Annotated in this window: 27 protein-coding genes; 9 read left to right on the forward strand and 18 right to left on the reverse strand. The window is 65.1% G+C overall.

From position 1 onward, the window contains the following. Positions 1-23 precede the first annotated feature (23 nt). From WHZ77_RS29890 to WHZ77_RS29900, 3 genes are read right to left on the reverse strand one after another with little or no spacing between them, the layout of a single operon-like run. Positions 24-1,142: a nickel/cobalt transporter gene (locus WHZ77_RS29890; protein WP_375311227.1), complete on the reverse strand. Its 1,119-nt coding sequence runs from the start codon at positions 1,140-1,142 to the stop codon at positions 24-26. After that, positions 1,139-1,777, reverse strand: a complete 639-nt coding sequence (locus WHZ77_RS29895; protein WP_375311228.1) for a DUF1007 family protein — start codon at positions 1,775-1,777, stop codon at positions 1,139-1,141. The genes WHZ77_RS29890 and WHZ77_RS29895 overlap by 4 nt, the downstream gene beginning before the upstream one ends. Then, entirely contained in the window at positions 1,777-3,858 is a 2,082-nt protein-coding gene (locus WHZ77_RS29900; RefSeq protein ID WP_375311229.1) for a M3 family metallopeptidase, read from the reverse strand. The genes WHZ77_RS29895 and WHZ77_RS29900 overlap by 1 nt, the downstream gene beginning before the upstream one ends. Before the next feature lie 137 nt (positions 3,859-3,995). On the opposite strand from WHZ77_RS29900, the gene WHZ77_RS29905 reads away from it, so the two are divergent. From WHZ77_RS29905 to WHZ77_RS29925, 5 genes are all read left to right on the forward strand, one after another. After that, positions 3,996-4,250, forward strand: coding sequence for a hypothetical protein (locus WHZ77_RS29905; protein ID WP_143843172.1), 255 nt, complete (start codon positions 3,996-3,998; stop codon positions 4,248-4,250). A gap of 674 nt (positions 4,251-4,924) precedes the next feature. Beyond that, positions 4,925-6,067, forward strand: coding sequence for a type III PLP-dependent enzyme (locus WHZ77_RS29910; RefSeq protein ID WP_375311230.1), 1,143 nt, complete (start codon positions 4,925-4,927; stop codon positions 6,065-6,067). 132 nt (positions 6,068-6,199) lie between these two features. After that, positions 6,200-6,787, forward strand: a complete 588-nt coding sequence (locus WHZ77_RS29915) for a GNAT family N-acetyltransferase (protein WP_375311231.1) — start codon at positions 6,200-6,202, stop codon at positions 6,785-6,787. A gap of 146 nt (positions 6,788-6,933) precedes the next feature. Then, positions 6,934-7,323 carry a RidA family protein gene (locus tag WHZ77_RS29920; protein WP_375314845.1) on the forward strand — a complete coding sequence of 130 codons (390 nt, stop codon included), beginning with the start codon at positions 6,934-6,936 and terminating at the stop codon, positions 7,321-7,323. A 66-nt stretch (positions 7,324-7,389) separates the two neighbouring features. Next, positions 7,390-8,832, forward strand: coding sequence for a homospermidine synthase (locus WHZ77_RS29925; protein WP_375311232.1), 1,443 nt, complete (start codon positions 7,390-7,392; stop codon positions 8,830-8,832). Positions 8,833-8,961: 129 nt separating this feature from the next. Here the strand turns inward: WHZ77_RS29925 and WHZ77_RS29930 are convergent, their stop codons facing one another. The 10 genes from WHZ77_RS29930 to WHZ77_RS29975 form a co-directional block, all read right to left on the reverse strand. Further along, positions 8,962-9,288 carry a hypothetical protein gene (locus WHZ77_RS29930; RefSeq protein ID WP_375314846.1) on the reverse strand — a complete coding sequence of 109 codons (327 nt, stop codon included), beginning with the start codon at positions 9,286-9,288 and terminating at the stop codon, positions 8,962-8,964. Positions 9,289-9,390: 102 nt separating this feature from the next. Beyond that, positions 9,391-10,107 carry an MgtC/SapB family protein gene (locus WHZ77_RS29935; protein ID WP_375311233.1) on the reverse strand — a complete coding sequence of 239 codons (717 nt, stop codon included), beginning with the start codon at positions 10,105-10,107 and terminating at the stop codon, positions 9,391-9,393. Between the two features lie 30 nt (positions 10,108-10,137). Beyond that, positions 10,138-11,157: a WD40 repeat domain-containing protein gene (locus WHZ77_RS29940; RefSeq protein ID WP_375311234.1), complete on the reverse strand. Its 1,020-nt coding sequence runs from the start codon at positions 11,155-11,157 to the stop codon at positions 10,138-10,140. Next, positions 11,157-12,197 (reverse strand): CobW family GTP-binding protein, encoded by a 1,041-nt coding sequence (locus tag WHZ77_RS29945; RefSeq protein WP_375311235.1) that lies wholly within the window; start codon positions 12,195-12,197, stop codon positions 11,157-11,159. Before WHZ77_RS29945 ends, WHZ77_RS29940 begins: the two co-directional genes overlap by 1 nt. 53 nt (positions 12,198-12,250) lie before the next feature. After that, positions 12,251-13,114 (reverse strand): metal ABC transporter substrate-binding protein, encoded by an 864-nt coding sequence (locus WHZ77_RS29950; RefSeq protein ID WP_375311236.1) that lies wholly within the window; start codon positions 13,112-13,114, stop codon positions 12,251-12,253. Positions 13,115-13,119: 5 nt separating this feature from the next. Beyond that, positions 13,120-13,989, reverse strand: coding sequence for a metal ABC transporter permease (locus tag WHZ77_RS29955; RefSeq protein WP_375311237.1), 870 nt, complete (start codon positions 13,987-13,989; stop codon positions 13,120-13,122). A 6-nt stretch (positions 13,990-13,995) separates the two neighbouring features. Then, positions 13,996-14,751, reverse strand: coding sequence for a metal ABC transporter ATP-binding protein (locus tag WHZ77_RS29960; RefSeq protein ID WP_375311238.1), 756 nt, complete (start codon positions 14,749-14,751; stop codon positions 13,996-13,998). A 295-nt stretch (positions 14,752-15,046) separates the two neighbouring features. Further along, on the reverse strand, positions 15,047-15,547 hold the full coding sequence (locus WHZ77_RS29965) for a hypothetical protein (protein ID WP_008138982.1): 501 nt from the start codon (positions 15,545-15,547) through the stop codon (positions 15,047-15,049). Continuing rightward, positions 15,544-16,155, reverse strand: a complete 612-nt coding sequence (locus WHZ77_RS29970; RefSeq protein WP_375311239.1) for a permease — start codon at positions 16,153-16,155, stop codon at positions 15,544-15,546. Before WHZ77_RS29970 ends, WHZ77_RS29965 begins: the two co-directional genes overlap by 4 nt. Before the next feature lie 270 nt (positions 16,156-16,425). Continuing rightward, on the reverse strand, positions 16,426-17,022 hold the full coding sequence (locus WHZ77_RS29975) for a superoxide dismutase (protein ID WP_063985730.1): 597 nt from the start codon (positions 17,020-17,022) through the stop codon (positions 16,426-16,428). Positions 17,023-17,254: 232 nt separating this feature from the next. On the opposite strand from WHZ77_RS29975, the gene WHZ77_RS29980 reads away from it, so the two are divergent. From WHZ77_RS29980 to WHZ77_RS29990, 3 genes are all read left to right on the forward strand, one after another. Further along, positions 17,255-17,782, forward strand: a complete 528-nt coding sequence (locus tag WHZ77_RS29980) for a GNAT family N-acetyltransferase (protein WP_375311240.1) — start codon at positions 17,255-17,257, stop codon at positions 17,780-17,782. 82 nt (positions 17,783-17,864) lie between these two features. Then, complete coding sequence (locus WHZ77_RS29985) at positions 17,865-19,250, forward strand: MATE family efflux transporter (RefSeq protein WP_375311241.1); 1,386 nt, start codon at positions 17,865-17,867, stop codon at positions 19,248-19,250. 96 nt (positions 19,251-19,346) lie between these two features. After that, on the forward strand, positions 19,347-19,781 hold the full coding sequence (locus tag WHZ77_RS29990) for a DUF2147 domain-containing protein (RefSeq protein ID WP_375311242.1): 435 nt from the start codon (positions 19,347-19,349) through the stop codon (positions 19,779-19,781). Positions 19,782-19,785: 4 nt separating this feature from the next. Here WHZ77_RS29990 and WHZ77_RS29995 read toward each other — a convergent pair whose 3' ends face one another. Next, positions 19,786-20,931 (reverse strand): DUF3095 domain-containing protein, encoded by a 1,146-nt coding sequence (locus tag WHZ77_RS29995; RefSeq protein WP_375311243.1) that lies wholly within the window; start codon positions 20,929-20,931, stop codon positions 19,786-19,788. A 224-nt stretch (positions 20,932-21,155) separates the two neighbouring features. Between WHZ77_RS29995 and WHZ77_RS30000 the strand changes: the two genes are divergently transcribed. Next, positions 21,156-21,542, forward strand: a complete 387-nt coding sequence (locus WHZ77_RS30000; RefSeq protein ID WP_375311244.1) for a hypothetical protein — start codon at positions 21,156-21,158, stop codon at positions 21,540-21,542. 340 nt (positions 21,543-21,882) lie between these two features. Here WHZ77_RS30000 and WHZ77_RS30005 read toward each other — a convergent pair whose 3' ends face one another. The 4 genes from WHZ77_RS30005 to WHZ77_RS30020 form a co-directional block, all read right to left on the reverse strand. Further along, complete coding sequence (locus WHZ77_RS30005) at positions 21,883-22,605, reverse strand: SDR family NAD(P)-dependent oxidoreductase (protein ID WP_375311245.1); 723 nt, start codon at positions 22,603-22,605, stop codon at positions 21,883-21,885. Beyond that, on the reverse strand, positions 22,598-23,980 hold the full coding sequence (locus WHZ77_RS30010) for a class I adenylate-forming enzyme family protein (protein ID WP_375311246.1): 1,383 nt from the start codon (positions 23,978-23,980) through the stop codon (positions 22,598-22,600). The genes WHZ77_RS30005 and WHZ77_RS30010 overlap by 8 nt, the downstream gene beginning before the upstream one ends. Then, positions 23,967-24,212 (reverse strand): acyl carrier protein, encoded by a 246-nt coding sequence (locus WHZ77_RS30015; RefSeq protein WP_015688794.1) that lies wholly within the window; start codon positions 24,210-24,212, stop codon positions 23,967-23,969. Before WHZ77_RS30015 ends, WHZ77_RS30010 begins: the two co-directional genes overlap by 14 nt. A 152-nt stretch (positions 24,213-24,364) precedes the next feature. Further along, positions 24,365-26,179: a long-chain-acyl-CoA synthetase gene (locus WHZ77_RS30020; protein WP_375311247.1), complete on the reverse strand. Its 1,815-nt coding sequence runs from the start codon at positions 26,177-26,179 to the stop codon at positions 24,365-24,367. Between the last annotated feature and the right edge of the window lie 24 nt (positions 26,180-26,203).

Raw genomic sequence — 26,203 nt, forward strand, 5'->3', positions numbered from 1 at the left:
AAGGGGAGAGGGGAAGAAACACCTCAGAAGCACGTCGTCCGCTCGGCCGCGATGTAGCCGAACAGCAGGCCCGCGCCGAACAGCAGCACGAGCGCGGCGGCGCCGAATTCGATGCCGCGCATGAACAGCGCGCCGCCGCCGTCGCGGCCTGCGCTCAAGCGGGCGGCGACGTCCTTGGCGGAGACGGCGACGACGGCGATCGCAGCAACCGTGATCGCGGTGCCGAGCCCCATCAGGAAGGTCGCGGCGATGCCGGCCCAGAACAGGCCCTGGGCGAGCGCGAACACCAGCACCAGGATCGCGCCAGAGCAGGGACGGATGCCTACGGTCAGGATCGCGGCGAAGCCGCGCCGCCAGCCGCCTGGGCCGGCAAGCTCGCTCGGCGTAGGGCCGTGGGAATGGCCGCAATGCTCGTCATGGACGTGGTCGTGCTCGTGGCGATGATCGGCATCGGCTTGACCGTGATCGTGGTGATGGTGAGCATGGCCATGATGATCGTGGGCCTCATGATGATGGTGATGATCATGATGATCATGTGGCACGCCGGCGATCGCCGGCACCGGCTGGGCTGCCTGCAGCGCACGGATGAAAGTGCGGCCCTTGACCCAGACCAGCCGCAGGCCGAACAGCGCGATCAGGCCATAGCTCGCGATCTCGATGGCGCCTTCCGCCTTGCACATCGTCTTTGCGGTCGCGTTCAGCACCCAGGCCGAGATGCCGACGATGAGGATGGCGACCAGCGACTGCATCAGCGCCGAGGCAAACGACAGCGCGATGCCGCGCCGCGCGGTCTCGCGGTTGGCAACGAGATAGGAGGCAATCACCGCCTTGCCGTGGCCGGGCCCTGCGGCGTGGAAGATGCCATAGGCGAACGAGATGAACAGCAGCGTCCACACCGCCGAGCCGTCGGTCTTCGCGGCGCGGATGGTCGCGGACATCTGGCGATAGAATTCAGACTGTTTTGCGAGCAGCCAGCCGATGAAGCCGCCTGCCTCGGGCTCGGCGGCCTGCGCCGGACGCGGCGCGCCAAAGGGGTTTTGCGCGAGGAGATCATGGAGGGCGGCATCGGCCGCGGCCACCACGACGACAACCGCAGCACAGGCGAGCAACTCGCGCGCGAGCGGGGAGAGTTGCGGCCTCAAGGGCAATCCACCGTGATCTTGTTGGCGAACATCATGCCAAAATTCGAGTTCTCGCCGTTGATGAAGGTCTGCTCGTTGAGCTTCTGCGCGGACGCGGTGCCGTCGCTGGGCCGATCGAGCTTCATCTGGCAGCCGGCGGGCGCGCCGACCAGCTTGACCGGATTGTCCTTGGCCATCTGGAAGTCGATGAAGTAGGAGCGGTCGAACACTTCGAGCACCAGTTGCTTGGGCTTGACCGGGTTCTTCAGCGGCAGCGTGAAGTGCAGGGTCAGCACCGTATCCTTGTAGTCGAGAAAGTAGTCGACCGGCTCCTGGAATCGCTCCTTCTTGCCGTCGGCTCGCGCGAAGGTGAAGTAGGCGTATTCCTTCAGCGACTCGACATTGGTCTGCGCGAGCGGCCCCAGCTCCTCGCGCGTATAGGCGCCCTTGGTCTTGCTCTCGAGCCCCTGCACCGCATAGGCCGAGAACATGTCGTCAAACGTCCAGGCGTGGCGCACCCCGGTGATGCTGCCGTCGGGCGCATAGACGAGCTCGCTGGTCGCGGTGATCCAGACATGCGGATGCGCGTGCGCCACGCTTGCCGCGAGCGTGAGGCCGGCGGCAAGCAGCAGTCCGAACAGGGCGCGCATGCCCATCAAGCCGCCTTCGGCGCGTCGAGCAGGCCGCGGCGGCGCAGCAGCGCGTCGGGCTCCGGCGGCCGGCCGCGGAAGGCCTCATAGGCGGCCTCCGGATCGACCGATCCGCCCGAGGAGTAGATGTCGTCGTGCAGGCGCTTGGCGATGGCGGGATCGAAGATGTTGCCGGCCTCCTCGAACGCGCCGAAGGCGTCGGCGTCCATCACCTCCGACCACATGTAGCTGTAATAGCCGGCGGCATAATGGTCGCCGGAGAAGATGTGGCCGAATTGCGTCGGCCGGTGGCGCAGCGAGATCTCCTCGGGCATGCCGATCTTCTCCAGCTCCTTCTTCTCGAACGCGCGCACATCCTGCGCGGCCGAAGCCGGCTGGGTGTGGAATTCGAGATCAACCAGCGCCGAGGAGACGAACTCGACGGTGGCAAAGCCCTGGTTGAATTTCCGCGCCGCGAGGAAGCGCTGGAGCAGATCGTCCGGCAGCGGCTCGCCGGTCTGGTAGTGGCGAGCGAACTGCTGCAGCACCTCGGGTCGCTCCTGCCAGTGCTCGTAGAGCTGCGAGGGCAGCTCGACGAAATCGGTGAACACGGAGGTCCCCGACAGCGACGGATAAGTCACGTTGGAGAGCATGCCGTGCAGGCCGTGACCGAATTCGTGGAACAGGGTGCGGGCATCGTCCGGCGACAGCAGCGAGGGCTCGCCGCCGGCGCCCTTGGCGAAATTGCAGACATTGATGATCAGCGGCGCGATCTCGCCGTCGAGCTTCTGCTGGTCGCGCAGCGAGGTCATCCAGGCGCCGGAGCGCTTCGACGGCCGGGCATAGTAGTCGCCATAGAACAGCGCCTTGTGCTTGCCGTCCGGTCCCTTCACTTCCCAGACCCGGACGTCCGGGTGCCAGACCGGAACATCCTTGCGCTCGGCGAAGGTGATGCCGAACAGGCGCGTGGCACAAGCGAAGGCCGCGGCAATCATGTTGTCGAGGGTCAAATAGGGCTTGATCGCGGCGTCATCGAAATTGGCGCGCTGCAGGCGGAGCTTCTCGGCATAGAAGCGCCAGTCCCAGGGCGCGAGCTTGAAGTTGCCGCCGTCGGCCGTGATCAGCGCCTGCATCTCGTCGCGATCGGCGAGCGCTCGCGCCCGCGCCGGCTTCCAGACCCGCTCAAGCAGGCCGCGCACCGCATCAGGCGTCTTGGCCATGGAATCCTCGAGCCGGTAGGCCGCGAAGGTGGGGTAGCCCAGGAGCTTGGCGCTCTCCTCGCGCAGCTTCAGGATCTCGACGATGGTCGTGTTATTGTCGTTGGAATTGCCGTTGTCGCCGCGCGCCGTGAAAGCCTTATAGACCTTCTCGCGCAGGTCACGCCGCGCCGAGCTCTTCAGGAACGGCTCGCTCGAGGAGCGCGACAGCGTCACGATGGCCTTGCCGGCCATGCCGCGCTCTTCCGCCGCAGCCTTGGCGGCCGCGACGAAGCTCTCCGGCAGACCCTGACGGTCGGCCTCGCCAAGCTCCATGAACCAGTCCTGCTCGTCGCCGAGCAGATGATGGCTGAAGCCGGTGCCGAGCTGGGCGAGTTTCTCGTTGATCTCCGCCATGCGCTTTTTGGCTTCTTCAGAAAGGCCGGCGCCGGAGCGGTGGAAGCGGGTGTAGGTACGCTCCAGCAAGCGAAGCTGCTCCGGGCTGAGATCAAGCGCGGCGCGGTTCTCGTGCAGCTGGGCGATGCGGCCAAACAGCACGGCGTTCATCATGATGGGATTCCAGTGCCGCGCCATCCGCAGCGAGACCTCCTTGTCGATCTCCAGGATGGCGGGATTGGAATGCGCCGAGACGAGGTCGTAGAAGACGGCCGCGACCTTGTTGAGCAGCTTGCCCGAGCGCTCCAGCGCCGTGATGGTGTTGGCGAAGTCGGCCGCGGCGGGATCGTTGGTGATCGCCGCGATCTCGGCGGAATGATCGGCGAAGGCCTGCTCGAAGGCCGGGAGGAAATGCTCCGGCTCGATCTCGTCGAAGGGCGGAGTCGCGAACGGCGTCACCCAGGCCTTCAGCAGCGGATTGGTCTCGGAGTCCGTAGTTTGGCGGGGTTCTGACATTGCAAGTCCCGGTTTTTGAGCTGATTTGTTGCGGCCAGCTATAGCATGCGATGGGGCTTTTTTGGGCCATTTGGCCTTGCTCCCGCCCGCCTTTTCAGGGAGATTGCGGCCCTCGAAGCCTAGGGATCCCTGAGCCCATGAACGCGCCCTCCTCGTCCTCCCGTCAGATCGTCTGGCCGAGCGTCATCACTGTCATCAGCGCCGCCATCCTGATCGGCGCCGAAGTGTTCGGCGCTGCGTTTGCCGGCGGCTGGGCGCTCGCGATCCTGTTCGGGCTCGGCGACCAGGGCACGCACATCCTGCAGGCCGTGCTGTTCGCGCTCGGCGTGCTCGTGATGACGGCCTTCGTCCGCGCAGCTCAGCGCGTCGAACCCTTCACGAAGCGCGGCTGACGCTTCCTCGCGCGCGTCAGACACGCGCACGACACCGAAAACTTAACGCGCGTTCATCTTCCGCGTCGCTCGCGCAACACTGCGCAAGCAGATGTTAGGCAATTCCGCCCGCAGCCTAAAAAAATTCTTGCGAAGCGGAGTCAAAAGCCTTATGTGCGCTCTTGCCCAATTTCGCACGTGCCTGTGGTCGTGTGTCAGTCGGTAGGTATCCGGACAAGAGGCCGGACAGCCGCCAAGGGGTGAAGAAGCCGAGGGGCTCTTCGGAAGTGCGGAAGTCGAAAGACCCAAAAGTCTGAAGACTGAAAGCAAACCCGGAGCGTCCAGCATCTCTCTCAAAGAGATGCCTTGTCGAAGGTGACTTCACTTTTTGCAACCGTGACTGGCAGCCGGAGGCGAACCGGCGCACCCCGCTCTCAACGGGGGACGCGACTTAAAGCAACGACGGATCGGGCTTTTTTGGTCTCTACCGGCAGTCCAACGCCGGCGCGGGCTACTGAAAAGGCTTGTCCTTCATTGCCAGGTGTGCGGGCGGGAAATTCCCAACCAATCCACGGCAGCACAGTCTGATTTGAGTCTTTGGCTCGTCGCGCCTCCATCGCGCGATCTGGCCGGGGCGCTTATCCGACGACATTTTTTGAACGGATCCCCGTCGCTGGGCCGTTTGGGAGAGTGCTATGACCGAACGTATTCAGGAATTCCTGCGCAACCGCCGCAGCGAGGGCCAGGACACCGAGCCTTGCCTCGTGGTCGACCTCGAAGTCGTGCGCGACAACTACCAGACCTTTGCCAAGGCGCTGCCCGACAGCCGTGTGTTCTATGCCGTCAAGGCGAACCCGGCACCGGAAGTGCTGGCCCTGCTCGCCTCCATGGGCTCCTGCTTCGACACCGCGACGGTCGCCGAGATCGAGATGGCGCTGGCCGCGGGTGCGACGCCCGACCGCATCTCCTTCGGCAACACGATCAAGAAGGAGCGCGACATCGCGCGCGCCTTCGCGCTCGGCATTCGCCTGTTCGCGGTCGATTGCACCGCCGAGGTCGAGAAGATCGCCCGTGCCGCTCCCGGCGCGAAGGTATTCTGCCGCATCCTCTATGACTGCGCCGGCGCCGAGTGGCCGCTGTCGCGCAAGTTCGGCTGCGACCCGGAGATGGCCGTCGATGTGCTCGACGCTGCCAAGCGCCTGGGCCTGGAGCCGTGCGGCATCTCCTTCCATGTCGGCTCGCAGCAGCGCAAGGTGAAGGCGTGGGACCGTGCGCTGGCGATGGCCTCGCAGGTGTTCCGCGACTGCGCCGAGCGCGGCATCAACCTGTCCATGGTCAACATGGGCGGCGGCTTCCCGACCAAGTACCTGAAGGACGTGCCGCCGGTGGTGACCTACGGCCGCTCGATCTTCCGCGCGCTGCGCAAGCATTTCGGCAACCAGATTCCGGAGACCATCATCGAGCCGGGCCGCGGCATGGTGGGCAACGCCGGCATCATCGAATCCGAGGTCGTGCTCATCTCGAAGAAGAGCGACGAGGACGAAGTGCGCTGGGTCTATCTCGACATCGGCAAGTTCGGCGGTCTCGCCGAGACCATGGACGAGTCGATCCGTTACGCCATCCGCACCCGTCACGACGGCGCGGACATGACGCCGTGCGTGCTCGCGGGCCCGACCTGCGATAGCGCCGACGTGCTGTACGAGAAGAATCCGTATCCGCTCCCCGTCACGCTCGAGATCGGCGACAAGCTGCTGATCGAAGGCACCGGGGCCTATACGTCGACCTACTCGTCGGTGGCGTTCAACGGTATCCCGCCGCTGAAGACCTTCCACATCTAGGCAGCCTCTCTTTTCTGAGGCCTGATGAACCCGGGAGCCGGCTTGCCGGCTCCCTCCCTGACATTGCCATTCTGACGACGCCTTGGATCGGCGTGCTTCGCGCACGCCCGTTCAAGCGGGGACTGACGCGCCATGACTGCTTTTCGGAAGCCACAAGTCGCCCTCACTTCGAAAGCCGCTCCGTTCGCGATCCGCAGCGAGCGTGCTGCCGACGTCGCCGCCCGTGAAACGCTGCTGGATGCCTCCTTTGGCGAGAACCGCCATGACCGCACCTGCCAGCGCCTGCGCGACGGACGTGCACCTGCCGCCGGCCTTGCGCTGTCGGCTGTGCGCGAGGGGACGCTCGTGGGAACCGTGCGGCTGTGGCACGTCAGCGCCGGAGGCAGGCCCGCTCTGGTCCTCGGACCACTGGCGGTGGACCCTGCCTGCCGCGAGCTCGGGATCGGCGCCGCGCTGATGCAACAAGCGCTGGCCGCCGCCCGGGCGCGCGGGCATGAAGCGGTGATCCTGCTCGGCGATGCCCCCTATTACGCCCGCTTCGGTTTCTCGCCCGAGAAGACCGGTGCATTGATGCTGCCCGGCCCGTTCGAGCGCGACCGCCTGCTGGCGATCGAATTCCAGACCGGTGCGCTGGATGGCGCCGAGGGGATGATCGTCCCGACCGGTGCGGCCCTGCCCAAACGGAGGGTAGTTCGCGCCCTCGAAGCGCACGCGGCCTAAGGAATCGCCATGATGGCGAGACCGAAGCCGCATTGAGCGGCAACGACCGGCCGTGCCTGTGCCAAGCTCACCTCCTTTGGGGTTGCGCAGGCCCCGGAAACGCCCTTTAACCCCACGAAATTCCCCTTCAGTCGAGGCCCATGACCATGTCCCGCCGCCTGATTTCCACGGGCTCCCCGTTTGAGAAGACCGCCGGCTACAGCCGCGCCGTGATCGACGGCGACTTTGCCTTCGTCGCGGGAACCACCGGCTACGATTACGCGACCATGAGCATGCCGTTCGATGTCACCAGCCAGTCACGCAACTGCTTCAAGACCATCGAAGCGGCCCTGAAGGAGGGTGGATTCGAGATGGCCGACATCGTCCGCGTGACCTACTACCTCACCGACGCCAAGGATGCAGACGCCCATTTCGCTGTCTGCGGCGAAGTCCTCGGCGAGATTCGCCCGGCCGCAACGCTTCTCGTCGTCTCGGCGCTGTACAAGCCCGAAATGAAAGTCGAGATCGAAGCGACCGCCAAGCGCCGCAGCATCTGACAAGCGCCGCAGCGCCTGATCCCCCCTCACCCATTGTCTGCCAGCACGTTCCGGAGAAACCATCCCATGAGCCACCCCTCGCAGATCTACGCGAAGATCACTGGTCCCATCGTCATGGTCGGCTTCGGCTCCATCGGCAAAGGCACGCTGCCGATGATCGAGCGGCATCTCGACTACGACAAGTCGCGCATCACCGTGATCGATCCCAAGGACGAGGGCCGCAAGGCACATTGCGAGAAGCAGAATGTGCGCTTCATCCAGAAGGGCGTGACCAGGGACAATTATCGTGAATTGCTGACCCCGCTGCTCACCGAAGGCGGCGGCCAGGGGTTTTGCGTCAATCTCTCGGTCGACACCGGCTCCACCGACATCATGGAGCTCTGCAACGAGCTCGGCGCTCTCTATATCGACACCGTCAACGAGCCCTGGCTCGGCTTCTATTTCGATTCGTCGAAGGGTCCGGAAGCACGCTCCAACTACGCGCTTCGCGAAGCGACGCTGGCCGCCAAGAAGGCGCGTCCCGCCGGCTCGACGACGGCCGTCTCCTGCTGCGGCGCCAATCCCGGCATGGTCTCCTTCTTCGTCAAGCAGGCGCTGCTCAACGTCGCCGCCGATCTGAAGCTCAATGCCCCCAAGCCGAAGACCAAGGCCGAATGGGCGGATCTGATGCGGCAGGCGGGCATCAAGGGCATCCACATCGCCGAACGCGACACCCAGCGCTCCAAGTCGCCGAAAGAGCCTGACGTCTTCGTCAACACCTGGTCGGTGGAAGGCTTCCTGTCGGAAGGCGTGCAGCCGTCCGAGCTCGGCTGGGGCACGCATGAGAAGTGGATGCCGGAGAATGCGCGGACCCACGAGGCCGGCTGCGGCGCTGCCATCTATCTGATGCAGCCCGGCGCGAACACGCGCGTGCGCACCTGGTGCCCAACCCGCGGCGCGCAGTATGGCTTCCTCGTCACCCACAACGAATCGATCTCGATCGCCGATTACTTCACCGTGCGCGACGCATCGGGCACCGCGGTCTACCGGCCGACCTGCCACTATGCCTATCACCCGGCCGACGACGCCGTGCTGTCACTGCATGAGATGTTCGGCCGCGCCGCCAAGATGCAGGAGAAGCACCACATCCTCGACGAGAACGAGATCGTCGACGGCATCGACGAGCTCGGCGTGCTGCTGTTCGGCCACGACAACAACGCCTACTGGTACGGCTCGCAGCTCTCCATCGAAGAGACCCGCAAGCTCGCGCCCTATCAGAACGCCACCGGCCTGCAGGTGACCTCCGCCGTGCTCGGCGGCATGGTGTGGGCGCTGGAAAACCCGAACGAAGGCATCGTCGAAGCCGACGAGATGGATTTCGACCGGCTGCTGGAAATCCAGCTGCCTTATCTCGGTCCGGTGAAGGGCTTCTACACCGACTGGACGCCGCTGACGGATCGTCCGGGACTGTTTCCGGAAGATATCGATACGAGCGATCCCTGGCAGTTCCGGAATGTTCTGGTGCGGTGAGGAGAGGCTCTCTCTTCGTCATTCCGGGGCGCGCCACTTGGCGCGAACCCGGAATCCATCGAGCGGCATGACATGCGGAGAAATGGATTCCGGGCTCGCGCTCAGCGCGCCCCGGAATGACGGAGAGGCCTACTTCTCCCTGATCGGCGGCGCAATCTTCTCGGCTGGAGCCGCCGGCAACGCCGGCTTCGCAGCGCCCTGCGTCTGCGGATCGGGGCGCGCGGGCTCTGGAGCCGGCGTGGTCGGCCGGTCGCCGCCAGGCTTGGCTTCCGCGGGAGTTTTGCTCTGATCGTGGGACGGCGTGCCTTGGAGCGGCTGCGTCGCCTGCGCCAGCTCCATGCGACCTTCAGCGCGGATTTGCGCGATCGATACCCCCGATATCACGATGCCGGCCGCAACCAGCAAGCAGGCGATCATGAAGTCGAGTTTCAGTCTGCGCTTGTCATTGCCGGTCATGTCGATCACCGCCTTTGTCCGCGATATCAACGAAGTCGCCGGGCCGCGGTTCCGTTGCCGCTGAAGCCGGGAACCGCATCTTCGCGCGCCAAAACGCCGCGCTCAATCCGTGGTGCTGACTTCCCAGGTGGCGTGGCGCACGCCCGGCAGGTGCTGGAGATCGGTCGCCACAGCGTTCAGCTCGTTCGGGTCCACCGCACTCGCGACCAGCCTTGCGACGATCTCCAGGACGTCCTCGCTGATATCGACCACCTCGACATCGGCCACCGAATATTTCGCGCCCTCGAGCTTCTCGATGAGACGGTCGCGCATGTCGGGCAACGCATCTGTCGCGACCGCGAGCTTGAAATAGTAGGTCGCTTCCGAGGTCTTCTCGTTCAGCGGGATGCGGTTGATGGCATTGACCAGGGGGCGGAGCATCGTATTGCCGGCGATGACGAACACGGTCAGAGCCGCGGCCTGCGCGACCATGTCGGCGCCGGCGCAGGAGCCGACGGCCGCGGACGCCCACAAGGTCGCTGCGGTGTTGAGCCCGCGCACGTCCATGCCCTGCTTCATGATGACACCGGCCCCGAGGAAGCCGATGCCGGAGACGACATAGGAGATTACGCGGACCGCACCGTCGGAGCCCGTCAGATGCATGGCGAGATCGACGAACGCGGCCGCGCCGACCGCGACCAGCACATTGGTGCGCAGGCCCGCGGTGCGCTGGCGATACTGCCGCTCGGCGCCGATCAGCGTGCCCAGCACGAAGGCCGTGAACAGGCTGACCAGCGTGTCGGCGAAATCAGCAATCTGGAAGGTCGTCAGAAACCGCATGGCCCCCTATACGGTCAGAACGATGACAGATTAAAGCTCCAGCATTCCGCCATCGCCATTCTCGTCGGCGAAGGCCAGCAGCGTACCCTTGGCATTCCACGCCAGCGCGGCGACGGGCGGCGTGCCGTTGCGGCGGACCAGGATCTCGGCGCCGTCTTCCAGCCGCACCATCAGCACGGTGCCGTCGCTGTAGCCGGCGGCGAAGATGTCGTTCTTCGGATGGCAGGCGACCACGGAGACGCGCGCCTGCAGCGGCGCGAGCATCGCGGGCTCCTTGCCCATCGGGCCGTCCTTGCTGGCGAACGGCCACAGGATCACGGTGTCGGCGCCCGAGGTCGCGAGCGCCTTGCCGCCCGCGCTCCACGACATCGAACGGACGCGGCCGGGATAGCCGGTCATGCGCATGTGACGGTTGTCAGCGAGCCGCCATCCGTGCAGCGCCGCCTCATGCATCGTGGTGACGAGGAATTTGTTGTCCGGGCTGAAGGTGACGCCGAGATGCGACCCGGCCCAGGGCAGGAATTCGGCCGAGTCCGCCATGTTCGGAAACCACAGCGTCGCGCCGTTGTAGTGCGCGATCGCCAGCCGCAGCCCCTTGGGCGCGAACGCAAGGCCGCCGACGGTGGAGGGCACCTCGAGCGACTTCTCTTCATTCTTGCCGCTCTTGACGAATGCGAACTTCCCGGCCGACCAGGCATAGGCTCCGTCGGGATGCAGCGCGACCGCGTCGATCCAGCGCCGCTTCGGGTCGGTGGCAAGCAATGCCACCTCGCCCTTTGCGTCGAGCGACACGACCTTGCCGTCGTCGCCGCCCATGATCAGGCGCTTGCCGTCGGAGGCGGTGGACAGAATGCCGCCGCCGTGCACGGCGACCTTGGTGATCTCTCCCTTGGCATCGACCAACGCAACGTTTTCCTCGGCCCCGACGAAGGCGGCGCGGGGCCCAAGGAAATGCACCGATGTCACGCCCATGCCGAGCGTGACCGGCTTGACGCGGTCGGTGACGGAGACGATCGAGGCTGAATCCGGGGCCGGCGTAAACTCTTTCATCACGAGACGATGCAGCTCTCGAAGCCCTTGCGAATGAGATCTTCGGGCAATTCGCGGCCGATGAAGACGAGGCGGCTCTGGCGCGGCTCGCCGTCCTTCCACTTCCGCTGGTGGTCGCCCTCCAGCATCATGTGGACGCCCTGGAAGACGTAGCGGTCGTCGTCGTCGTGGAAGGACAAGATGCCCTTGGAGCGCAGGATCTTGCCGCCCTCGACCTGCACCAGGTTCTGCAGCCAGGGCATGAACACGTTCGGATCGAGCGGCTTGTCGGACTTGAGCGACAGCGACTGCATGTCCTCGTCGTGATAATGCTTCAGGCCGTGGCCGTGATCATGGTGGTGATGATGGTCGTGGCCGTGATGATCATGGTCGTGGTCATGATCGTCGGCCTCCAGGAAATCCGGTTCGATCTCCAGAATGCGGTCGAGGTCGAACGCGCCGCGGTCGAGCACGTCGGCCAGCGCCACCGAGCAGCGCTCGGTGCGATGCAGCTTGGCATAGGGGTTGATGGCGCGGATGCGGGCCTCGACCTCGGCAAGCTCGGCCTTGGTGACGAGATCGGTCTTGTTGAGCACGATGACGTCGGCAAAGGCGATCTGGTTCTTGGCTTCGGGCGCATCCTTGAGCCGGTCTGACAGCCATTTGGCATCGGCAACCGTGACGACCGCGTCGAGCCGGGCGTTCTTCTGCACGTCCTCGTCGACGAAGAAGGTCTGGGCGACGGGCGCCGGATCGGCGAGCCCGGTGGTCTCGACGATGATGGCGTCGAACTTGCCCTTGCGCTTCATCAAGCCATCCATGATGCGCACGAGATCGCCGCGCACGGTGCAGCAGATGCAGCCGTTGTTCATCTCGAACACTTCCTCATCGGCGCCGATGATGAGGTCGTTGTCGATGCCGATCTCGCCGAATTCGTTGACGATGACGGCGTATTTCTTGCCGTGGTTTTCCGACAGGATGCGGTTGAGCAGCGTGGTCTTGCCGGCACCGAGATAGCCGGTCAGGACGGTCACGGGAATTTTCTGGGACGCTTCAGACATAACAACTCCGGACGTAGGGCTTCCGCGCGACGCAAGGCGGGGTGGCCCCTGCCCTAGTGGTCAAGCGCGCTGGTCAGGGCCTTTATATTGTGCCTGACCATATCAATGTAAGTGGGTGCAGGCCCCTTTTCACCCGTCAAACCGTCCGAAATCAGGGTCCCGCCGACCTTTACCCCGGTCTCGGTCGCAATCCGCCGAATCAGCCGGTCGTCACTGATATTTTCCAGGAAGACCGCCGGGATTTTTTGGGCCTTGATCTGGCCGATGATACCAGCGATGTCCCGCGCGCTGGGCTCGGTTTCCGTGGAAACGCCCAGGGGGGCGATGAACTGGACGCCGTATTCGGCGGCGAAATAGCCGAAGGCGTCGTGGGTGGAGATCACCTTGCGGCGCTCCGGCGGGATCTTGGCCACGGCTTCCCGAACCTCACGGTCGAGCGTTTCGAGCTTTTCCAGGTAGGCCTTGGCCTGGGCGCGGAAGAACTCCGCGTCGTCAGGATCGGCCGCGACCAGCGCATTGGCGATGTCGGTGACGTAGACTTTGACGTTGGGAACGGACTGCCAGGCGTGGGGATCCACGGCCGAACCAAGCTTCAGGGGCGTAATCCCGGCGCTCGCGGTGACCACTTGCGCCCTGGCTCCGGAGGATTGCACGAGCCGCGGCAACCAGCCCTCGAGGCCGAGCCCATTGACGATGACGAGCTTTGCGTCCGCGATCCGCTTCGCATCGCTTGGCGCGGGCGTGTAGACGTGGACGTCGCTATCGGGGCCGACCAGCGTCGTCACATTGACCCGGTCGCCGCCGATAGTGCGGACGAAATCGCCGAGAATGGAAAAGCTGGCGACGACGTTGAGCCGTTCCGCGGCGCGCAGCGGCGAAGCGACCAGCAGCAAGGCGAGGAGCACGAGGAAGCGCATCGCTGTCAGGCCTCCAGATGCCGGCCGGGAAACAACTGGCGGACGATGCCGCCGACGCGGCCGAACAGGACCGAGACGATGTAGAGCACGGTCGCCACCAGGATGATCGCAGGGCCGGAGGGCACGCGGGTCTGGAACGACAGCACGAGGCCGGCATAGCCGGAGACGGTGGCGGCGACCACCGCGATGCAGATCATCATTGTGAGATCGCGCGACCAGAATCGCGCGATGCCGGCCGGCAGGATCATCAGGCCGACCGCCAGCAACGTGCCGAGTGCCTGAAAGCCGTTGACGAGGTTGATGACGACGAGCGCGAGGAAGGCGAGATGCGCAGGGCCGCCGGCGCGGCTCACGGTCCGCAGGAATAGCGGATCCACACTCTCGATCACCAGCGGACGGTAGATCACCGCGAGCACCAGCAGCGTCACGGTGGCATTGAAGGCCACCACCAGCAGGGTCTGGTCGTCCATCGCGAGGATGTTGCCGAACAGCACGTGCAACAGGTCGATATTGGTGCCTTTGATCGACACGATGGTCACGCCGAGCGCCAGCGAGGCCAGATAAAAGGTCGCAAGCGACGCATCCTCCTTCAACCCGGTCGAGCGCGCGACCACGCCGGCGAGGATCGCCACCGCAAAGCCGGCGATCAGGCCGCCGGCCGTCATCGCGAACAGATTGAGCCCGGAGAGCAGGAAGCCTACGGCCGCACCGGGCAGGATCGCATGCGCCATGGCGTCGCCGACGAGGCTCATCCGCCGCAGCATCAGGAACACGCCGATCGGCGCGCCGGCGAGCGACAGCGCGATGACGGCGGCGAGCGCCCGCCGCATGAACTCGAATTCGGTGAACGGACCGATCAGGGCGTCATAGACCATCTGACGTCACGCCGCTTGCGAGCGGGCGTCGTCGGCCCCGCAGGCCGCGGCACCGTCGTCGAAGGCTTCGCACATCCGCATCGCGACCATCAGGTTCTCCGGGGTCAGCACCTCCGCCGTCGGTCCCCAGGCCACGGGGCCGCGCGCCAGCACCAGGGTCTCGCTGAAATGGGTGCGCACCATCTCCATGTCGTGCAATGCGGCCAGCACGGTGCGGCCCTCGCCGTGCCAGTGCTTGACCAGCGCAAGCAGGTCGGTCGTGGTCTTGCTGTCGATGGCATTGAAAGGCTCGTCGAGCACGATCAGACGTGCATCCTGAAGCAGCACGCGCGCAAACAGCACGCGCTGCATCTGCCCACCCGAGAGCGTGCCAAGGGGACGGTTCTCGAAGCCGTTGAGGCCAACGGAAGCGATCGCGCGGAGGATCTTTTCGCGCGCAGCCTTGCCGATGCCGCCGAACAGGCCGGTCGCCCGCCACAGCCCGGTCGCGACGAAATCGAACACCGAGATGGGAAAGCTGCGGTCGATCTCCGCGCTCTGCGGCAGATAGGCGATGTCGCGGGAGTCGAGCCCGCCGAGATGGATGCTGCCGTCGAGCGGCCGGAGGATGCCGACGATACCGCGCAGCAGCGTCGACTTGCCGGCCCCGTTCGGACCGATCACGGCGACCAGCGCGCCGGAGGCGACCTCGCCATTGAGGTGGTGCACGGCCGGATGCCGGTCGTAGCCGAGCGTGACGTTGTGGAAATGCACGGCCGCCATGATCACCTCATCGCCAGGAAGACCACGCCCCAGAGCACGGCACAGACGGCCAGCGCGGCCGAAAGGCGCCCGGCCACGGTCATGCGCAGGATCGACCAAGGCGCGGCCTGGGCCGGATGCGGCGAGGCCGCGTCGTGGACATGGGCGTGGCTGTGATCGTGCCCATGCGAATGCGCGTGGTCAGGAAAGTGACCCTGGGAATGACCATGGGCATGGTCGTGGGGATGGGCGGGGGACGCGGCGGGAACCATGCCATTGACGTTATATTATAACATTACCCCTGTCCACGGCTGGCTCAGGGCTTGCCGATCACCATTGCGATCGCGGCCGCCACGAACGGGAACGGCACCGACACGGCGCAGCGGAACCAGACGAAACGGGCCGGCATGAACGGGATTTCCCACAAAATTACCCGCTGGAAAGCGAACAGGGCCCAGGCCACGACATAAGCGACCACCTGGGGCACCCCGCCGCCAGACTTCAACGCCACCGTGCCGATGGAAAAGCCGATCACGGGGCCGCCGGGCGTGGCCGCCCCGGCGACCACGGCGGTTGCGACGCCCAGCCAGCCGCTGTCCGGCCCGAGCCAGCCGGTGATCACCTCCTGCGGGATGATGGCGGCGATATAGCCGGAGCCGATCACGCCGAGCGCGATCCGGGGCACGATGTTGATGAAGTCCATCGAGCCTTCGCGTAGCGAGGCCTTGAACACCGGAGGGCCGCGGCGGAAGGCGATCAGGCCGACGCCGAACACCGAGCCCCACAACAGGATGTCGATCAGGAGCGCTGCGCTCATGCCGCATCCTCGTCGCTGCCGCGCTTCGGATAGAGCCGGACATAGACGAAGCGGCCGAGCGCGCCGGCGAGCACCGGCAGCGGCAGCGAGATGACGATCCGCCACAGTGTGAAATCAGTGCCCATGATCGGGATTTCCCAGGCCACCGCGCGGCCATAGCCGATCAGGGTCCAGCTCACGACCATGGCGATGGTGGCACCGAAATCGGCGCCGACCGCCAGCAGCGCGCTCGCCACCGGATAGGCGGTGAAGGGCCCGCCGGGCAGGATCGCGCCGAACGCGGTACCGATCAAAAGGCCCCTCAACCCGGATTTCGGCCCGAGCGAGCGCGAGACTCTTTCGTGCGGCAATATCTCGGAGATGAACGCGCCGAGCAGGCAGCCGGCCAGCACGCGCGGCAGGATACCGCCGAACAGCGAGAGGTCGTGGGTCAGAATATCGAGGACACCGTCGGTGCCGTCACGCCGCCAGACCAGAGCTGCGCTCACCGCCACCAGCGCCGCAATGATGATCGTCGACCAGCCGATCGGCTTGCGCACACGCCCCGGTCGCGGCTCGGACTCTGCGTCGTCGGCAGGCGCCGGATTTTTCGGGGAAGGGTCTGACAAATGGCTCGGTCGGATCGAGGGTGATGCCCGTCCTGATTAAGGGCGGCGCCCCATCGATGCAAACGGTAGGATGACAGACCCTTGCGCGCATTGCGCAGGACTCGGCCGTTCAATTCCGCACAGCAAAAAGGCGGCCGCGCGAGCGACCGCCTCTTCGTCATTCCGGGGCGCGCGAAGCGCGAGCCCGGAATCTATCCATCCATTCGGGATGACGCCCGATGGCTTCCGGGCTCGGCGCTGACGCGCCGCCCCGGAATGACGGAGTAAAACTTACGCCTTGTCGAACAGGGACTCGACGTATTCCCAGTTCACGAGGTTCTCGACGAACGCCTTGAGATAGTCGGGACGGCGATTGCGATAGTCGATGTAGTAGGAGTGCTCCCAGACGTCCACGCCGAGGATCGGAGTGGCGCCGTGCACCAGCGGATTCTCGCCGTTCGGGGTCTTGGCGATTTCGAGCTTGCCGTTCTTGACCTGGAGCCAGGCCCAGCCGGAGCCGAACTGGCCGACGCCAGCCGCCTGGAAGTCGGTCTTGAACTTCTCGAAGCCACCGAGGTCTTCGTTGATCTTCTTCTCGAGCTTGCCCGGCAGCTTGGTGCCGCCGCCATTGGGCTTCATCCAGCTCCAGAAGTGGATGTGGTTGTAGTGCTGGCCGGCGTTATTGAACACGGCCGGGTTCTTGCCGAACGAGCCCTTGACGATCTCCTCAAGGGACTTGCCTTCCCATTCGGTCCCCTTGAGCGCGTTGTTGCCGTTGGTGACGTAGGCCTGATGATGCTTGTCGTGGTGGAATTCCAGCGTCTCCTTCGACATGAACTGGCCGAGGGCGTCATAGGCGTAAGGGAGTGGGGGGAGCGTAAAGGTCATGGGATGTTGTCCGCGACTGATGGGGAACTAGCTTAACGGGGACTCTTATAGAAGGTTCCGCTGCCGTTAAATACCGCGAATTTGCGAAAACACGTGATGCGTCGGCTGGGTCGGATTGCATAAAATCGGCGCAGGTATGTGGGGCGCTTTAAGAGGGGCCGGAAAATATCATTGCCTTTGAGGCGCTTATGACAGAAGGGACACACCACGCGCAGATGCGAAAGAAAGAACAATGAGCATCGAAATCGACATTCTGAACGGCGACGCCTCGTGGCGGATCGCCGAGCCTCTGCATCAGGCGGTCTGGGGCCCGCAACAGGTTGCGGACAAGCCCTGGGCTCACGTCAAATGGGCCAATGCCGATCTGCGCGTGCTGATCGAGACGCCCGAGGACGGCCTCGTCTGCCATGTCGGCATCTACTTCCGCACCGCTACCTGGAACGGGCAAAAGGTCCATATCGGCGGCATCGGCGGTGTTTGCACCCGCGAGGACCAGCGCGGTCGCGGCTATGCGACCGTGGCGATCGACGCGGCGGTGCACACCATGCGGGCCAACGAGGCGGTGCGCTTCGCACTGCTGTTCTGCGAACCACACAATTTTACGTTCTACGAAACCCGGAGCTGGCTGCCCTTCAAGGGTGAGGTCTATTGCGAGCAGCCGGAGGGGCGGATCCGCTTCGACCATATGGCGCCCTACGTCTTCAACATCGTCCGGGCGCCGACGCTGGGCATCGTCGACCTATGCGGCCTGCCGTGGTGAGCCCTGCGTGACCGGAGGGCTGGTGCCGGAGAGGCGCGCCCTGTAGTATGTCGATCATCATCCAATATTCCGCGCGGTGAACATGACGATCGACGCCTCCGCAGACACCGTCCCGCCGCGCGCACCGGTCGCCTCCCCCATCGCCAGCCTTCTGACGGCGCCGATCCTACCGACGCTGCTGCGGCTCGCGATTCCCAACATGGTCGCCATGGTCGGCAGCACGCTGGTCGCGATCGCCGAGACTTCCTACATCGGTCGCCTCGGCACCATCCCGCTTGCCGCCATCGCGCTGGTGTTTCCATTCGCGATGCTGACGCAGATGATGAGCGCGGGCGCGATGGGCGGCGGCGTGTCGTCTGCGATCAGCCGTGCGCTCGGGGCCGGAGACCGCGACCGCGCCGCGACGCTGGCGCTGCATGCTGCGATCATCGGCCTCTGCGGCGGCCTCTTCTTCACGGTGACGATGCTCGCTTTCGGCCGCTCGTTCTTCGCGCTGCTCGGCGGCCGCGAGCGCGTGCTCGAGGAAGCCAGCGGCTATTCGCAAGTGCTGTTCTCCGGCGCGGTCGCGATCTGGCTCGTCAATACGCTCGCTTCGGTGATCCGAGGCACGGGGGACATGCGGCTGCCCTCGATGATTCTGATCGGGGCGAGCACGCTCCAGATCGCGCTCGGCGGCACGCTCGGGCTCGGTCTGTTCGGCGTGCCGCAATTCGGCATGCCTGGTGTCGCCGCCGGCCAGTTGATCGCGTTCAGTTGCGCCGCGGTCTTCTTCCTCTGGTATCTCCTGTCCGGCCGCAGCCGGCTATCGCTCAACGTCCGCGCCTTCCACTTCGAGCGCGCGATGTTCCTGGACATTCTCAAGGTCGGCGCGGTCGCCTGCCTGTCGCCGCTGCAGACCGTGCTGACCATCCTGATCTTCACCAAGATCCTGGCGACCTTCGGCACCGAGATGCTGGCCGGCTACGGCATCGGCTCGCGGCTGGAATTTCTGCTGATCCCGATCACCTTCGCCTTCGGCATCGCCTCGGTGCCGATGGTCGGCATGGCGATGGGCGCGGGGCAGATCAAGCGCGCGCGGCGCGTGGCCTGGACCGCGGCCGCGGCCTCCGGGCTCACGGTCGGCCTGATCGGACTCGTGATCGCGCTCGATCCCGCGTTGTGGGTCTCGCTCTTCACGAACGATCTGGGCGTCACCGCCGCCGCGCACAGCTATTTCCACTGGGCCGGGCCGGCCTTCGTGTTCTTCGGCATGGGCGTGTCGCTGTATTTCTCCTCGCAGGGCGCTGCCCGCGTCGGCGGGCCCGTGCTCGCCTCCACCGCGCGGCTTCTGATCGTCGCGATCGGCGGCGTCGGCCTCATGATGGCGCAGGCGCCGGCCTGGACTTTGTTTGCGCTGGTCGGCGGCGCCATGGTCGTGTTCGGACTCTCGACCGCGGCTTCGGTCGCCTTCGTACGCTGGGGCAAATGAGCGCAGGCAAATAAGCGCGGCAATGTGATTCCATCCAGCGTTGCACTATCCTGCTGGACTGCTATGGAGGCGCCTCCATTTTTCGAGGCTCCCTCCATGCTCCGCAGATTCGCTATCTTCTCCGTCATTCTGGCCGCGCTGCTCGGCGCGACGGCCGCCCATGCGCAGAGCGCTGACGGGATCTGGCTGACACAGGCGGGCGATGCCCGCGTCAAGGTCAGCAAATGCGGCGGCGGCATCTGCGGCCACATCGTCTGGCTGCGCGAGCCCCACGACACCGCGACCGGCCAGCTCGCCACCGACAGCAAGAATCCCAATCCCGCGCTCGCCAAGCGCCCGATGATCGGCATGCCGCTGTTCAGCGGCATGCAGCCATCGGGTCCGAACAAATGGTCGGGCCAGATCTACAATGCGGACGACGGCAGTACCTATGCGAGCAGCGTCAGCGTGACATCGGCGGATGCGCTGCGGGTCGAAGGCTGCGTCGGCGCGCTCTGCGGCGGCGAGACCTGGACGCGCGCGGGACGCTGACACGTCACGCCATCATTGCCTTCAGCGCCGTCGCTGCCGAGGCGTAGCCGCCCCGCGCGCCATCGATGAAATGCACGTGGTCGCTCCGCAGCGCCGAGGGCGTGAAGCAGGTCATCATCGCGGCGTCCTGCTGGTAGAGTCCATAATGCACGATGCCGTCGCGCGCGGCCGCCGCAAGGCGGTCGCTCAGCGCGCGTTCGAGCTGCGGAGTGCAGTCGAGGATCATGCGCAGGCCGTCGTCATATTTGCGGAAGTCTGAATTTTCGACCACCTGACGCTTGTAGACGTTTGGCACGAAGCCCCCGACGTTGAGGTCGAAACGCATGATCAGATAGACGAACAGCGTGTAGGCCAACACGCTGGCGCGACGCGCGAGCAGCGAACCGCCGCGCTTGGTGCGGGCCTCGAAGTCCAGCCCCTGCGGGGGCCATTTCAACGGCGGCCCCTGCGCCGGCACCGGGCGGCCGCCATCCGGGCTGCGCTCGACCAGATGGATGATGTCCTCGATCACCTTGCGGAAGGCAGCAGGGTCGGCGCCGCGCGCCGGCATCACCAGCACCGACAGAATCAGGCCGCGCGCGGCCGGGATCACCTCGAAGCGGCAGGAGAGGCCGGAGAGATCGGGCTGCGTGCCGGCGGGCGCCTCGTTGACCGCGAACTCGCCGCGCTTCATGGCGGCATCGGCCCAGGCGAGGCCGCCGCCGGAGAACATCGCATAGGACAAATTGGCCGACGGACCGAAGCGCGCGATGCGCACGTCGAGGCCCTGCGCGCGGATCGCTCCCACCGGCACCATCGCGACCCGCATCTTCAGGTCGAGATCCTCCCGCACCCAGGTCGCGGTTGCGGCAAGTGCCTCGCGGGCCGGCTCGATATCGGAAGGCGCGACCGCGAAGCTCGCGCCGTCGCCGCCGAACACGAAGGGGAATTCCCGCCCCTCCAGCGCATTGGTCACCGCTGCGATCACGGCCGCGCCGGCCATGTTGACCGCCTTGTAGCGCTGCGCCACGATCGCCTTGGTGGAATCGACGATGTCCGCCACGCCGATGCTCCAGTCGTCCGGCAGCGGAGCATAGAGCGCGGGGTCCATCAGGCTGGTGAAGCCGCGGAAGACGGGAATGCCGCCGTAGAAGGATTCGCCTGAAGTCATCGGGTGATGCCGGATGGTTGGGAAGCAAGTCCAGATCGATGCGAGAAGCAAGATACGTGGCAGGATCGATCCGGGTTCGCCGGCCGCCCTGTCATCATTGGCCGAAACGGGCCCGGACAACAAGATCGCAGCGCGCCGCAATGCCGCAGCCTGTCATTGATCGACGTCAAAGAGCCGGCCGCGAGAGCCACTAGAGTTAGACGATCTCCAGGGGGTTACGCGGGATGATCGAAGTGCCCGACTTTGGCAACAAGGGCTCCACAGCTCCGGTCCGCCGGCGCACGGGGCATGACCCGATCAGCGCAGTGAAGATGCCGGAAGGACTGACCGCGGCGATCGATGGCTGGGCTGAAGCCCATCAGCTGTCGCGCTCGGAGGCGATCTGCAAGCTGGTCGAGTTGGGTCTGAAGATTTCGCCTGCTCCCCCGGCATCGGCACATCCCATAGCATCGGACGCCACGCGGATCGAGGAGATCGCGGTGCACGAAATCGAGGGCCTGCTCGATCCGGCATTGCCCACGGACGAGCGTGAACGCCGCATCCGCCGCCTCACCGAGGGCCCGCCGGAATTCCTGCACGAACGGATTGACCTGCCAAAGCAGCAGACGTGAGCCTTAGTGCAGCCTCTCGTCCTCGCGCTTGCGCAAGGCCTCAAGGCAAGCGTCATGGCAACCGACCAGGTGCACGAATTGTTGCGGATACATTTCATGGCCGTGACTGCCGGAGTTCTAATGCGTCATCGGCGGGCAAAGAACATCGCTCGGCTTGGTGCGAGCCTGCTCTGTCCGGCGTTCATTTGAAGCGGTCATGTGTTGCGTGGCCATGCACTGCTCCCTGTCAATTAGGGCAGATCGATTGACGTAATCCAATCGAGTGCAAAATATCTTACGACCAAATCCGGCTTGATGTCATTGCGCCGGATCAACGCAATTGTAGCGGCGCAAGTTCCAATTACGCCGTGTTCCCCGCATCGATCGTGAACACCGTGCCGGTCACGTTGCGGCCGCCTTCGCCGAGCAGATATTCCACCATGCGTGCGACGTCGTCGGTCTCCGGCAGGCGGCGTAGCGCGCTACGGCCGGCGATGCGCTTGCGGCTCTCGTCTGAGAGATTGTGCGTCAGCTCGGTGTCGATGAACCCCGGCGCGATCGCATTCACGGTGATGCCGAGCTTGCCCACCTCGCGCGCGAGCGAGCGGGTGAAGCCGGTCGCGGCAGCCTTGGTCGCGCCGTAGACGGACAGGCCATTGTAGCCGGTGGTTGCGATGATCGACGAGATGTTGATGATACGACCGGCGCCATCGGCCATCATCTGCCGCACGACGTATTTCGTGAGGATGATCGGCGACAGCACATTGAGCTGCACCAGCGCCTCGATCTCGGAATTGTGCATGGTGGCGAGCAGGCCTTCGGTGCCGAGGCCGGCATTGTTGATGAGGCCGTAGATCGCGCCGAACTCGTCGCGCACGAGTTTTGCGAATGCCGGGATCGCATCGATCACCGTAAGGTCGCAAGCACGGAAATGCAGCCGACCCTCGGCTTCGGCGATCGCGGCCTTGAGCTCGTCGCTCTCGCGTCGCGCCGCTGCGATGACATTGTAGCCGGCACCGACGAGGCGCTTGCCGATTGCCAGCCCAATACCGCGGCTGCCGCCGGTGACGAGAACATTATGCATCGGTGCGCGCCAGTTTGCCGGCCGGAGTGACGTCGAGCTTCTCGACGAAGCGGATCACCGCCGGCACCTTGTGCGAGGCGAGCTGCGCGCGACACTGATCCAGGATCTGGTCGCGGATGTCCTTCGCCCGCGCCGGCTCGGTGCCGTCGGCAAGGATCACGTCGGCGACGACGATGCCGCCGGTGATCGGACTGCGGCGTGATTTCGCCCGCGACATCCGCACGTCGGGATGGCGGTTGATCACCGCCTCGATCTCTTCGGGATGGACCTTCAATCCACCGATGTTGATGATACCGCCGCGGCGGCCGACGAAATAATAGCGATCGCAGCGCAATTCGACGATGTCGCCGCTGTCGACAAATCCGTCGTCATCGGTGAGCGCGGCGGCGTTGCGGCCGATGTAGGCGTGCGCCGTGCGCGTCGAGCGGATGCGCAGCGAGCCGTCGACGACCTTCATCTCCACGCCATTGCGGTTGCCGAGATAATTCGCTGGAAAGCCCTCCAGCCCGTCATTGACCGCGAAGCCGACGCCGGCCTCGGTCGAGGCATAGGCATGGCCAACGGAGGAATTGGGGAATGCGGCCTTCAGGCCGTCGAGCACCGCCTGGTCGGCGATTTCGCCGGAGAGGCGAACGTAGCCCGGCCTGAAGTGCGCGGCCGACCCGCTCATCAGGAGCTTGCGCCAGTGCGACGGCGTTCCCGAGATGTGCGAGACGCCGCGCGCATTCAACCGCGCGACGTGGTCGGCGAGTGCTTCATGCGGATCGGACAACACCATCGAGCCGCCCGAGAGAATGGCGCGGAGGAAGATCTGCAGGCCGCCATAGCGGCGGATGTCGTAGAACGTCGCCCATACCGGCGCGGGTCCACGCGCGGGGCCTTCGGCGACGATCGCGCCGGTGAGTGCGTCCAGCGTATGGCCGACGATTTTCGGCACGCCTGACGTGCCCGAGGTGAGCATCAGCCATTCGGTGGCGCGCTCGGTCGTGGCCGGCGCGGTGACTTGAAGCGGCAATTGCGCGGTGACGATCAGCGGCACGCCGGTCGCGGCCCAGCGATCGGGCTCGTCGGTGACGACGGCATCGATCCCGGCATCGGCGATCAGCGCGTCGAGATGCGCCGGATTGAGATCGGGCGGGCAGAGCAGCATGCGGCGGGCGATGCCGTCGAGCTCGATCATGGCAAGCCCGGAACGGAGCTGGTCGGACAGCTTGAGCAGCACCGCGCGGCCGGACAGCTCACGCAGGCGGCCACCCAGGACCGTCTGCAAGAGGATGTCTGTCAGCGACACGCAATCGTGCGCGTCCGACAGCGTGCGGCCCGTCAGCTCCGCGCCGAGGTGGTCGCGAAGCGCAAAGATCTCACGCGGGGACATTTTCGTAGGCCCGCACGAAATCGCCCACGGTGGCGGGGAACGCTGCGTCCTCGGAAATGGTGAAGGGGTCGACGCCGGTTTCGTCCTCGAGGCGCGCCACCAGGATCGCGAAGGCGAGCGAGTCGAACCCGGTCTCATGCAGGGACAGATCGTCCGAGAGGGCGGGAAGCGTGACGTGCTGCTCCTTGGCGATCTGCTGGATCGCCTCGATGACCTTAGACCTTACCGACATAGCTGGCTCGCTCTTGCTTTGTTAATTGATCGTATCTCTTGCGGCGGCTCTTGATGACCGCCTCCCCATGGCCGTCTGTTTACCGGACAGAGGTAAATGCCTTCTTGGACAATTCAGATAAAATTGGACCTATCTCCGGATTTTAGGTCGGGCTACAGCCTGACCGCACCGTCGACGATCTGCGCGTAGGCCTCGGAAGTCAGTATTGCATAGACGCCGGATCTTGGATCGAGCATGAACAGCGGATCGACGATCGAACCGGGATCAAATCCCTCGCGAGCGAGATCACCCTTTTTCTGCTTGAATGTCTCGGTCGCATCGAGTTCGCGCGAGAGGCGAACGAAGACGGGGCGGGCGTAGGCCGGCAGACGTCGCGCGAGATGCGCAGGTAGCGCTGCGATGTCAAAACCCTCGTTGACAACAATCGCGCTCATGCCGGCGCGGCCGTCGGTGCCGGGAATGCTGACGCCATAGGTGGTGGCGTCGACCACGCCGGTGAAGTCGCGCACCGCGTCGTTGACCTCGGACGTCGCGACATTTTCGCCCTTCCAGCGAAACGTGTCGCCGATGCGATCGACGAAATGGAAGAAGCCCTTATCGTCGATCCGCATCAGATCGCCGGTGCGAAACCAGGCATCCCCCTTGGCGAAGACGTCGCGCAGGATTTTCTTCTCGGTCTCGCCGGCATCGGTGTAGCCCTCGAAGCGGCCACCACCCTGGTCCGCGGAACCGATGCGGCCGACGGCTTCGCCGGCCTCGCCGCGGGTGCAGGCGATGCAAAGGCCATCTCGATTGCGCAGCGGCGCGCCGCTGTCGGGATCGAGCCTGACGAGGCTCGCCGGAAAACGATGCGCGAGCAGCGGCGGGATGCGGCCGATCGCCCCGGGCTGGCCCTCGACGTTGAACAGCGAGAAATTGCCCTCGGTTGCGGCATAGAATTCGAGGATGCGCGGAATGGCGAAGCGGGTCTGGAAATCCTCCCAAATGTCGCCGCGCAGGCCGTTGCCGCAGACGAGACGCAAACGATGTCGGTTCTCGTACTCCGACGGCGGCGCCTTCAGCAAATAGCGGCAGAGCTCGCCGATATACTGGAACAGCGTGCAGTCATGCCGCACGATATCCGGCCAGAAGTTCGAGGCCGAGAATTTTTCCGCGATCACGACCGAGCCGCCGGCGGCCAGCATGCTGCACGGCGCGACGATCCCGCCGACCGAGTGGAACAGCGGCAGACAATCATAGAGCCGGTCCTGCGGCGTGGCTCCGGTGAGGCCGGCGAACCAGAAACCCCAGTTGAGAATGCGGCGATGGCTGATGCTGGCCGCTTTCGGCAGACCGGTGGTTCCGGATGTATAGATCAGCAGGGCGCGGTCGTTGATCGTGACGTCGCCATGCTCGTCCGGTGAAAGCGGAGCATCGTCGAGCGCTGCGAGCGCAACGTCGATGGCCCGCTCGCTGCGGGCATCGCCATGGGTCCAGATTTTTGCTTCGGTCTTCAGATGCGGCTTCGCGCTCTCCAGCGTTTCCGCCAGATCATGTGCGACGATGAGATGCGAGGGCGCCACGACGTCGATGCAATGCGCGAGTGACTGTCCCACCAGCTTCGTGTTGAGCAGCGCCACCACGCCGCCGACGCGGCTGATGCCGAGCCAGGCGGCGACATAGTCGATGCCGTTCGGCATGATCAGGCCGACAGTATCGCCCTTGGCCACGCCCACCGAGCGCGCCCAGCGCGCGTAACGGTTGATACGTTTGGCGAGCCTGTCATAGTCGAGGCTTGCGTCGTCCGTGATCAGCGCGATGCGGTCGGGCTGGCGCCGCGCCCAATCGTCGACGACGTCGGCGAACAAGCGGCCCGGCAGCGTTTCGATGCGCGCGGTGAGTTCGATCGCCGTCAGCCAGATCTTCGATGCCGAGGGAGCGCGCGCGGCTTTCGGTTGCTCGATGACGCCGGTGGTCATGTCGTTCATTCTTTCGGAACGTGCCTGCTGATT

Source organism: Bradyrhizobium sp. A5 (assembly GCF_042076515.1).
Classification (GTDB): Bacteria; Pseudomonadota; Alphaproteobacteria; order Rhizobiales; family Xanthobacteraceae; genus Bradyrhizobium; species Bradyrhizobium cosmicum.

What these genes read in the sequence shown, in the direction of transcription:
- WHZ77_RS29920 (WP_375314845.1), top strand. Translation starts at nt 6,934, where the DNA reads ATGTCCCGCCGCCTGATTTCCACGGGCTCCCCGTTTGAGAAGACCGCC.
- WHZ77_RS29900 (WP_375311229.1), bottom strand. Translation starts at nt 3,858, where the DNA reads ATGTCAGAACCCCGCCAAACTACGGACTCCGAGACCAATCCGCTGCTG.
- WHZ77_RS30015 (WP_015688794.1), bottom strand. Translation starts at nt 24,212, where the DNA reads ATGTCGGTAAGGTCTAAGGTCATCGAGGCGATCCAGCAGATCGCCAAG.
- WHZ77_RS30020 (WP_375311247.1), bottom strand. Translation starts at nt 26,179, where the DNA reads ATGAACGACATGACCACCGGCGTCATCGAGCAACCGAAAGCCGCGCGC.
- WHZ77_RS29990 (WP_375311242.1), top strand. Translation starts at nt 19,347, where the DNA reads ATGCTCCGCAGATTCGCTATCTTCTCCGTCATTCTGGCCGCGCTGCTC.
- WHZ77_RS29940 (WP_375311234.1), bottom strand. Translation starts at nt 11,157, where the DNA reads ATGAAAGAGTTTACGCCGGCCCCGGATTCAGCCTCGATCGTCTCCGTC.
- WHZ77_RS29975 (WP_063985730.1), bottom strand. Translation starts at nt 17,022, where the DNA reads ATGACCTTTACGCTCCCCCCACTCCCTTACGCCTATGACGCCCTCGGC.
- WHZ77_RS29905 (WP_143843172.1), top strand. Translation starts at nt 3,996, where the DNA reads ATGAACGCGCCCTCCTCGTCCTCCCGTCAGATCGTCTGGCCGAGCGTC.
- WHZ77_RS29985 (WP_375311241.1), top strand. Translation starts at nt 17,865, where the DNA reads ATGACGATCGACGCCTCCGCAGACACCGTCCCGCCGCGCGCACCGGTC.
- WHZ77_RS29930 (WP_375314846.1), bottom strand. Translation starts at nt 9,288, where the DNA reads ATGACCGGCAATGACAAGCGCAGACTGAAACTCGACTTCATGATCGCC.
- WHZ77_RS29895 (WP_375311228.1), bottom strand. Translation starts at nt 1,777, where the DNA reads ATGGGCATGCGCGCCCTGTTCGGACTGCTGCTTGCCGCCGGCCTCACG.
- WHZ77_RS29925 (WP_375311232.1), top strand. Translation starts at nt 7,390, where the DNA reads ATGAGCCACCCCTCGCAGATCTACGCGAAGATCACTGGTCCCATCGTC.
- WHZ77_RS30010 (WP_375311246.1), bottom strand. Translation starts at nt 23,980, where the DNA reads ATGTCCCCGCGTGAGATCTTTGCGCTTCGCGACCACCTCGGCGCGGAG.
- WHZ77_RS30005 (WP_375311245.1), bottom strand. Translation starts at nt 22,605, where the DNA reads ATGCATAATGTTCTCGTCACCGGCGGCAGCCGCGGTATTGGGCTGGCA.
- WHZ77_RS30000 (WP_375311244.1), top strand. Translation starts at nt 21,156, where the DNA reads ATGATCGAAGTGCCCGACTTTGGCAACAAGGGCTCCACAGCTCCGGTC.
- WHZ77_RS29945 (WP_375311235.1), bottom strand. Translation starts at nt 12,197, where the DNA reads ATGTCTGAAGCGTCCCAGAAAATTCCCGTGACCGTCCTGACCGGCTAT.
- WHZ77_RS29965 (WP_008138982.1), bottom strand. Translation starts at nt 15,547, where the DNA reads ATGAGCGCAGCGCTCCTGATCGACATCCTGTTGTGGGGCTCGGTGTTC.
- WHZ77_RS29995 (WP_375311243.1), bottom strand. Translation starts at nt 20,931, where the DNA reads ATGACTTCAGGCGAATCCTTCTACGGCGGCATTCCCGTCTTCCGCGGC.
- WHZ77_RS29960 (WP_375311238.1), bottom strand. Translation starts at nt 14,751, where the DNA reads ATGGCGGCCGTGCATTTCCACAACGTCACGCTCGGCTACGACCGGCAT.
- WHZ77_RS29935 (WP_375311233.1), bottom strand. Translation starts at nt 10,107, where the DNA reads ATGCGGTTTCTGACGACCTTCCAGATTGCTGATTTCGCCGACACGCTG.
- WHZ77_RS29950 (WP_375311236.1), bottom strand. Translation starts at nt 13,114, where the DNA reads ATGCGCTTCCTCGTGCTCCTCGCCTTGCTGCTGGTCGCTTCGCCGCTG.
- WHZ77_RS29915 (WP_375311231.1), top strand. Translation starts at nt 6,200, where the DNA reads ATGACTGCTTTTCGGAAGCCACAAGTCGCCCTCACTTCGAAAGCCGCT.
- WHZ77_RS29910 (WP_375311230.1), top strand. Translation starts at nt 4,925, where the DNA reads ATGACCGAACGTATTCAGGAATTCCTGCGCAACCGCCGCAGCGAGGGC.
- WHZ77_RS29980 (WP_375311240.1), top strand. Translation starts at nt 17,255, where the DNA reads ATGAGCATCGAAATCGACATTCTGAACGGCGACGCCTCGTGGCGGATC.
- WHZ77_RS29955 (WP_375311237.1), bottom strand. Translation starts at nt 13,989, where the DNA reads ATGGTCTATGACGCCCTGATCGGTCCGTTCACCGAATTCGAGTTCATG.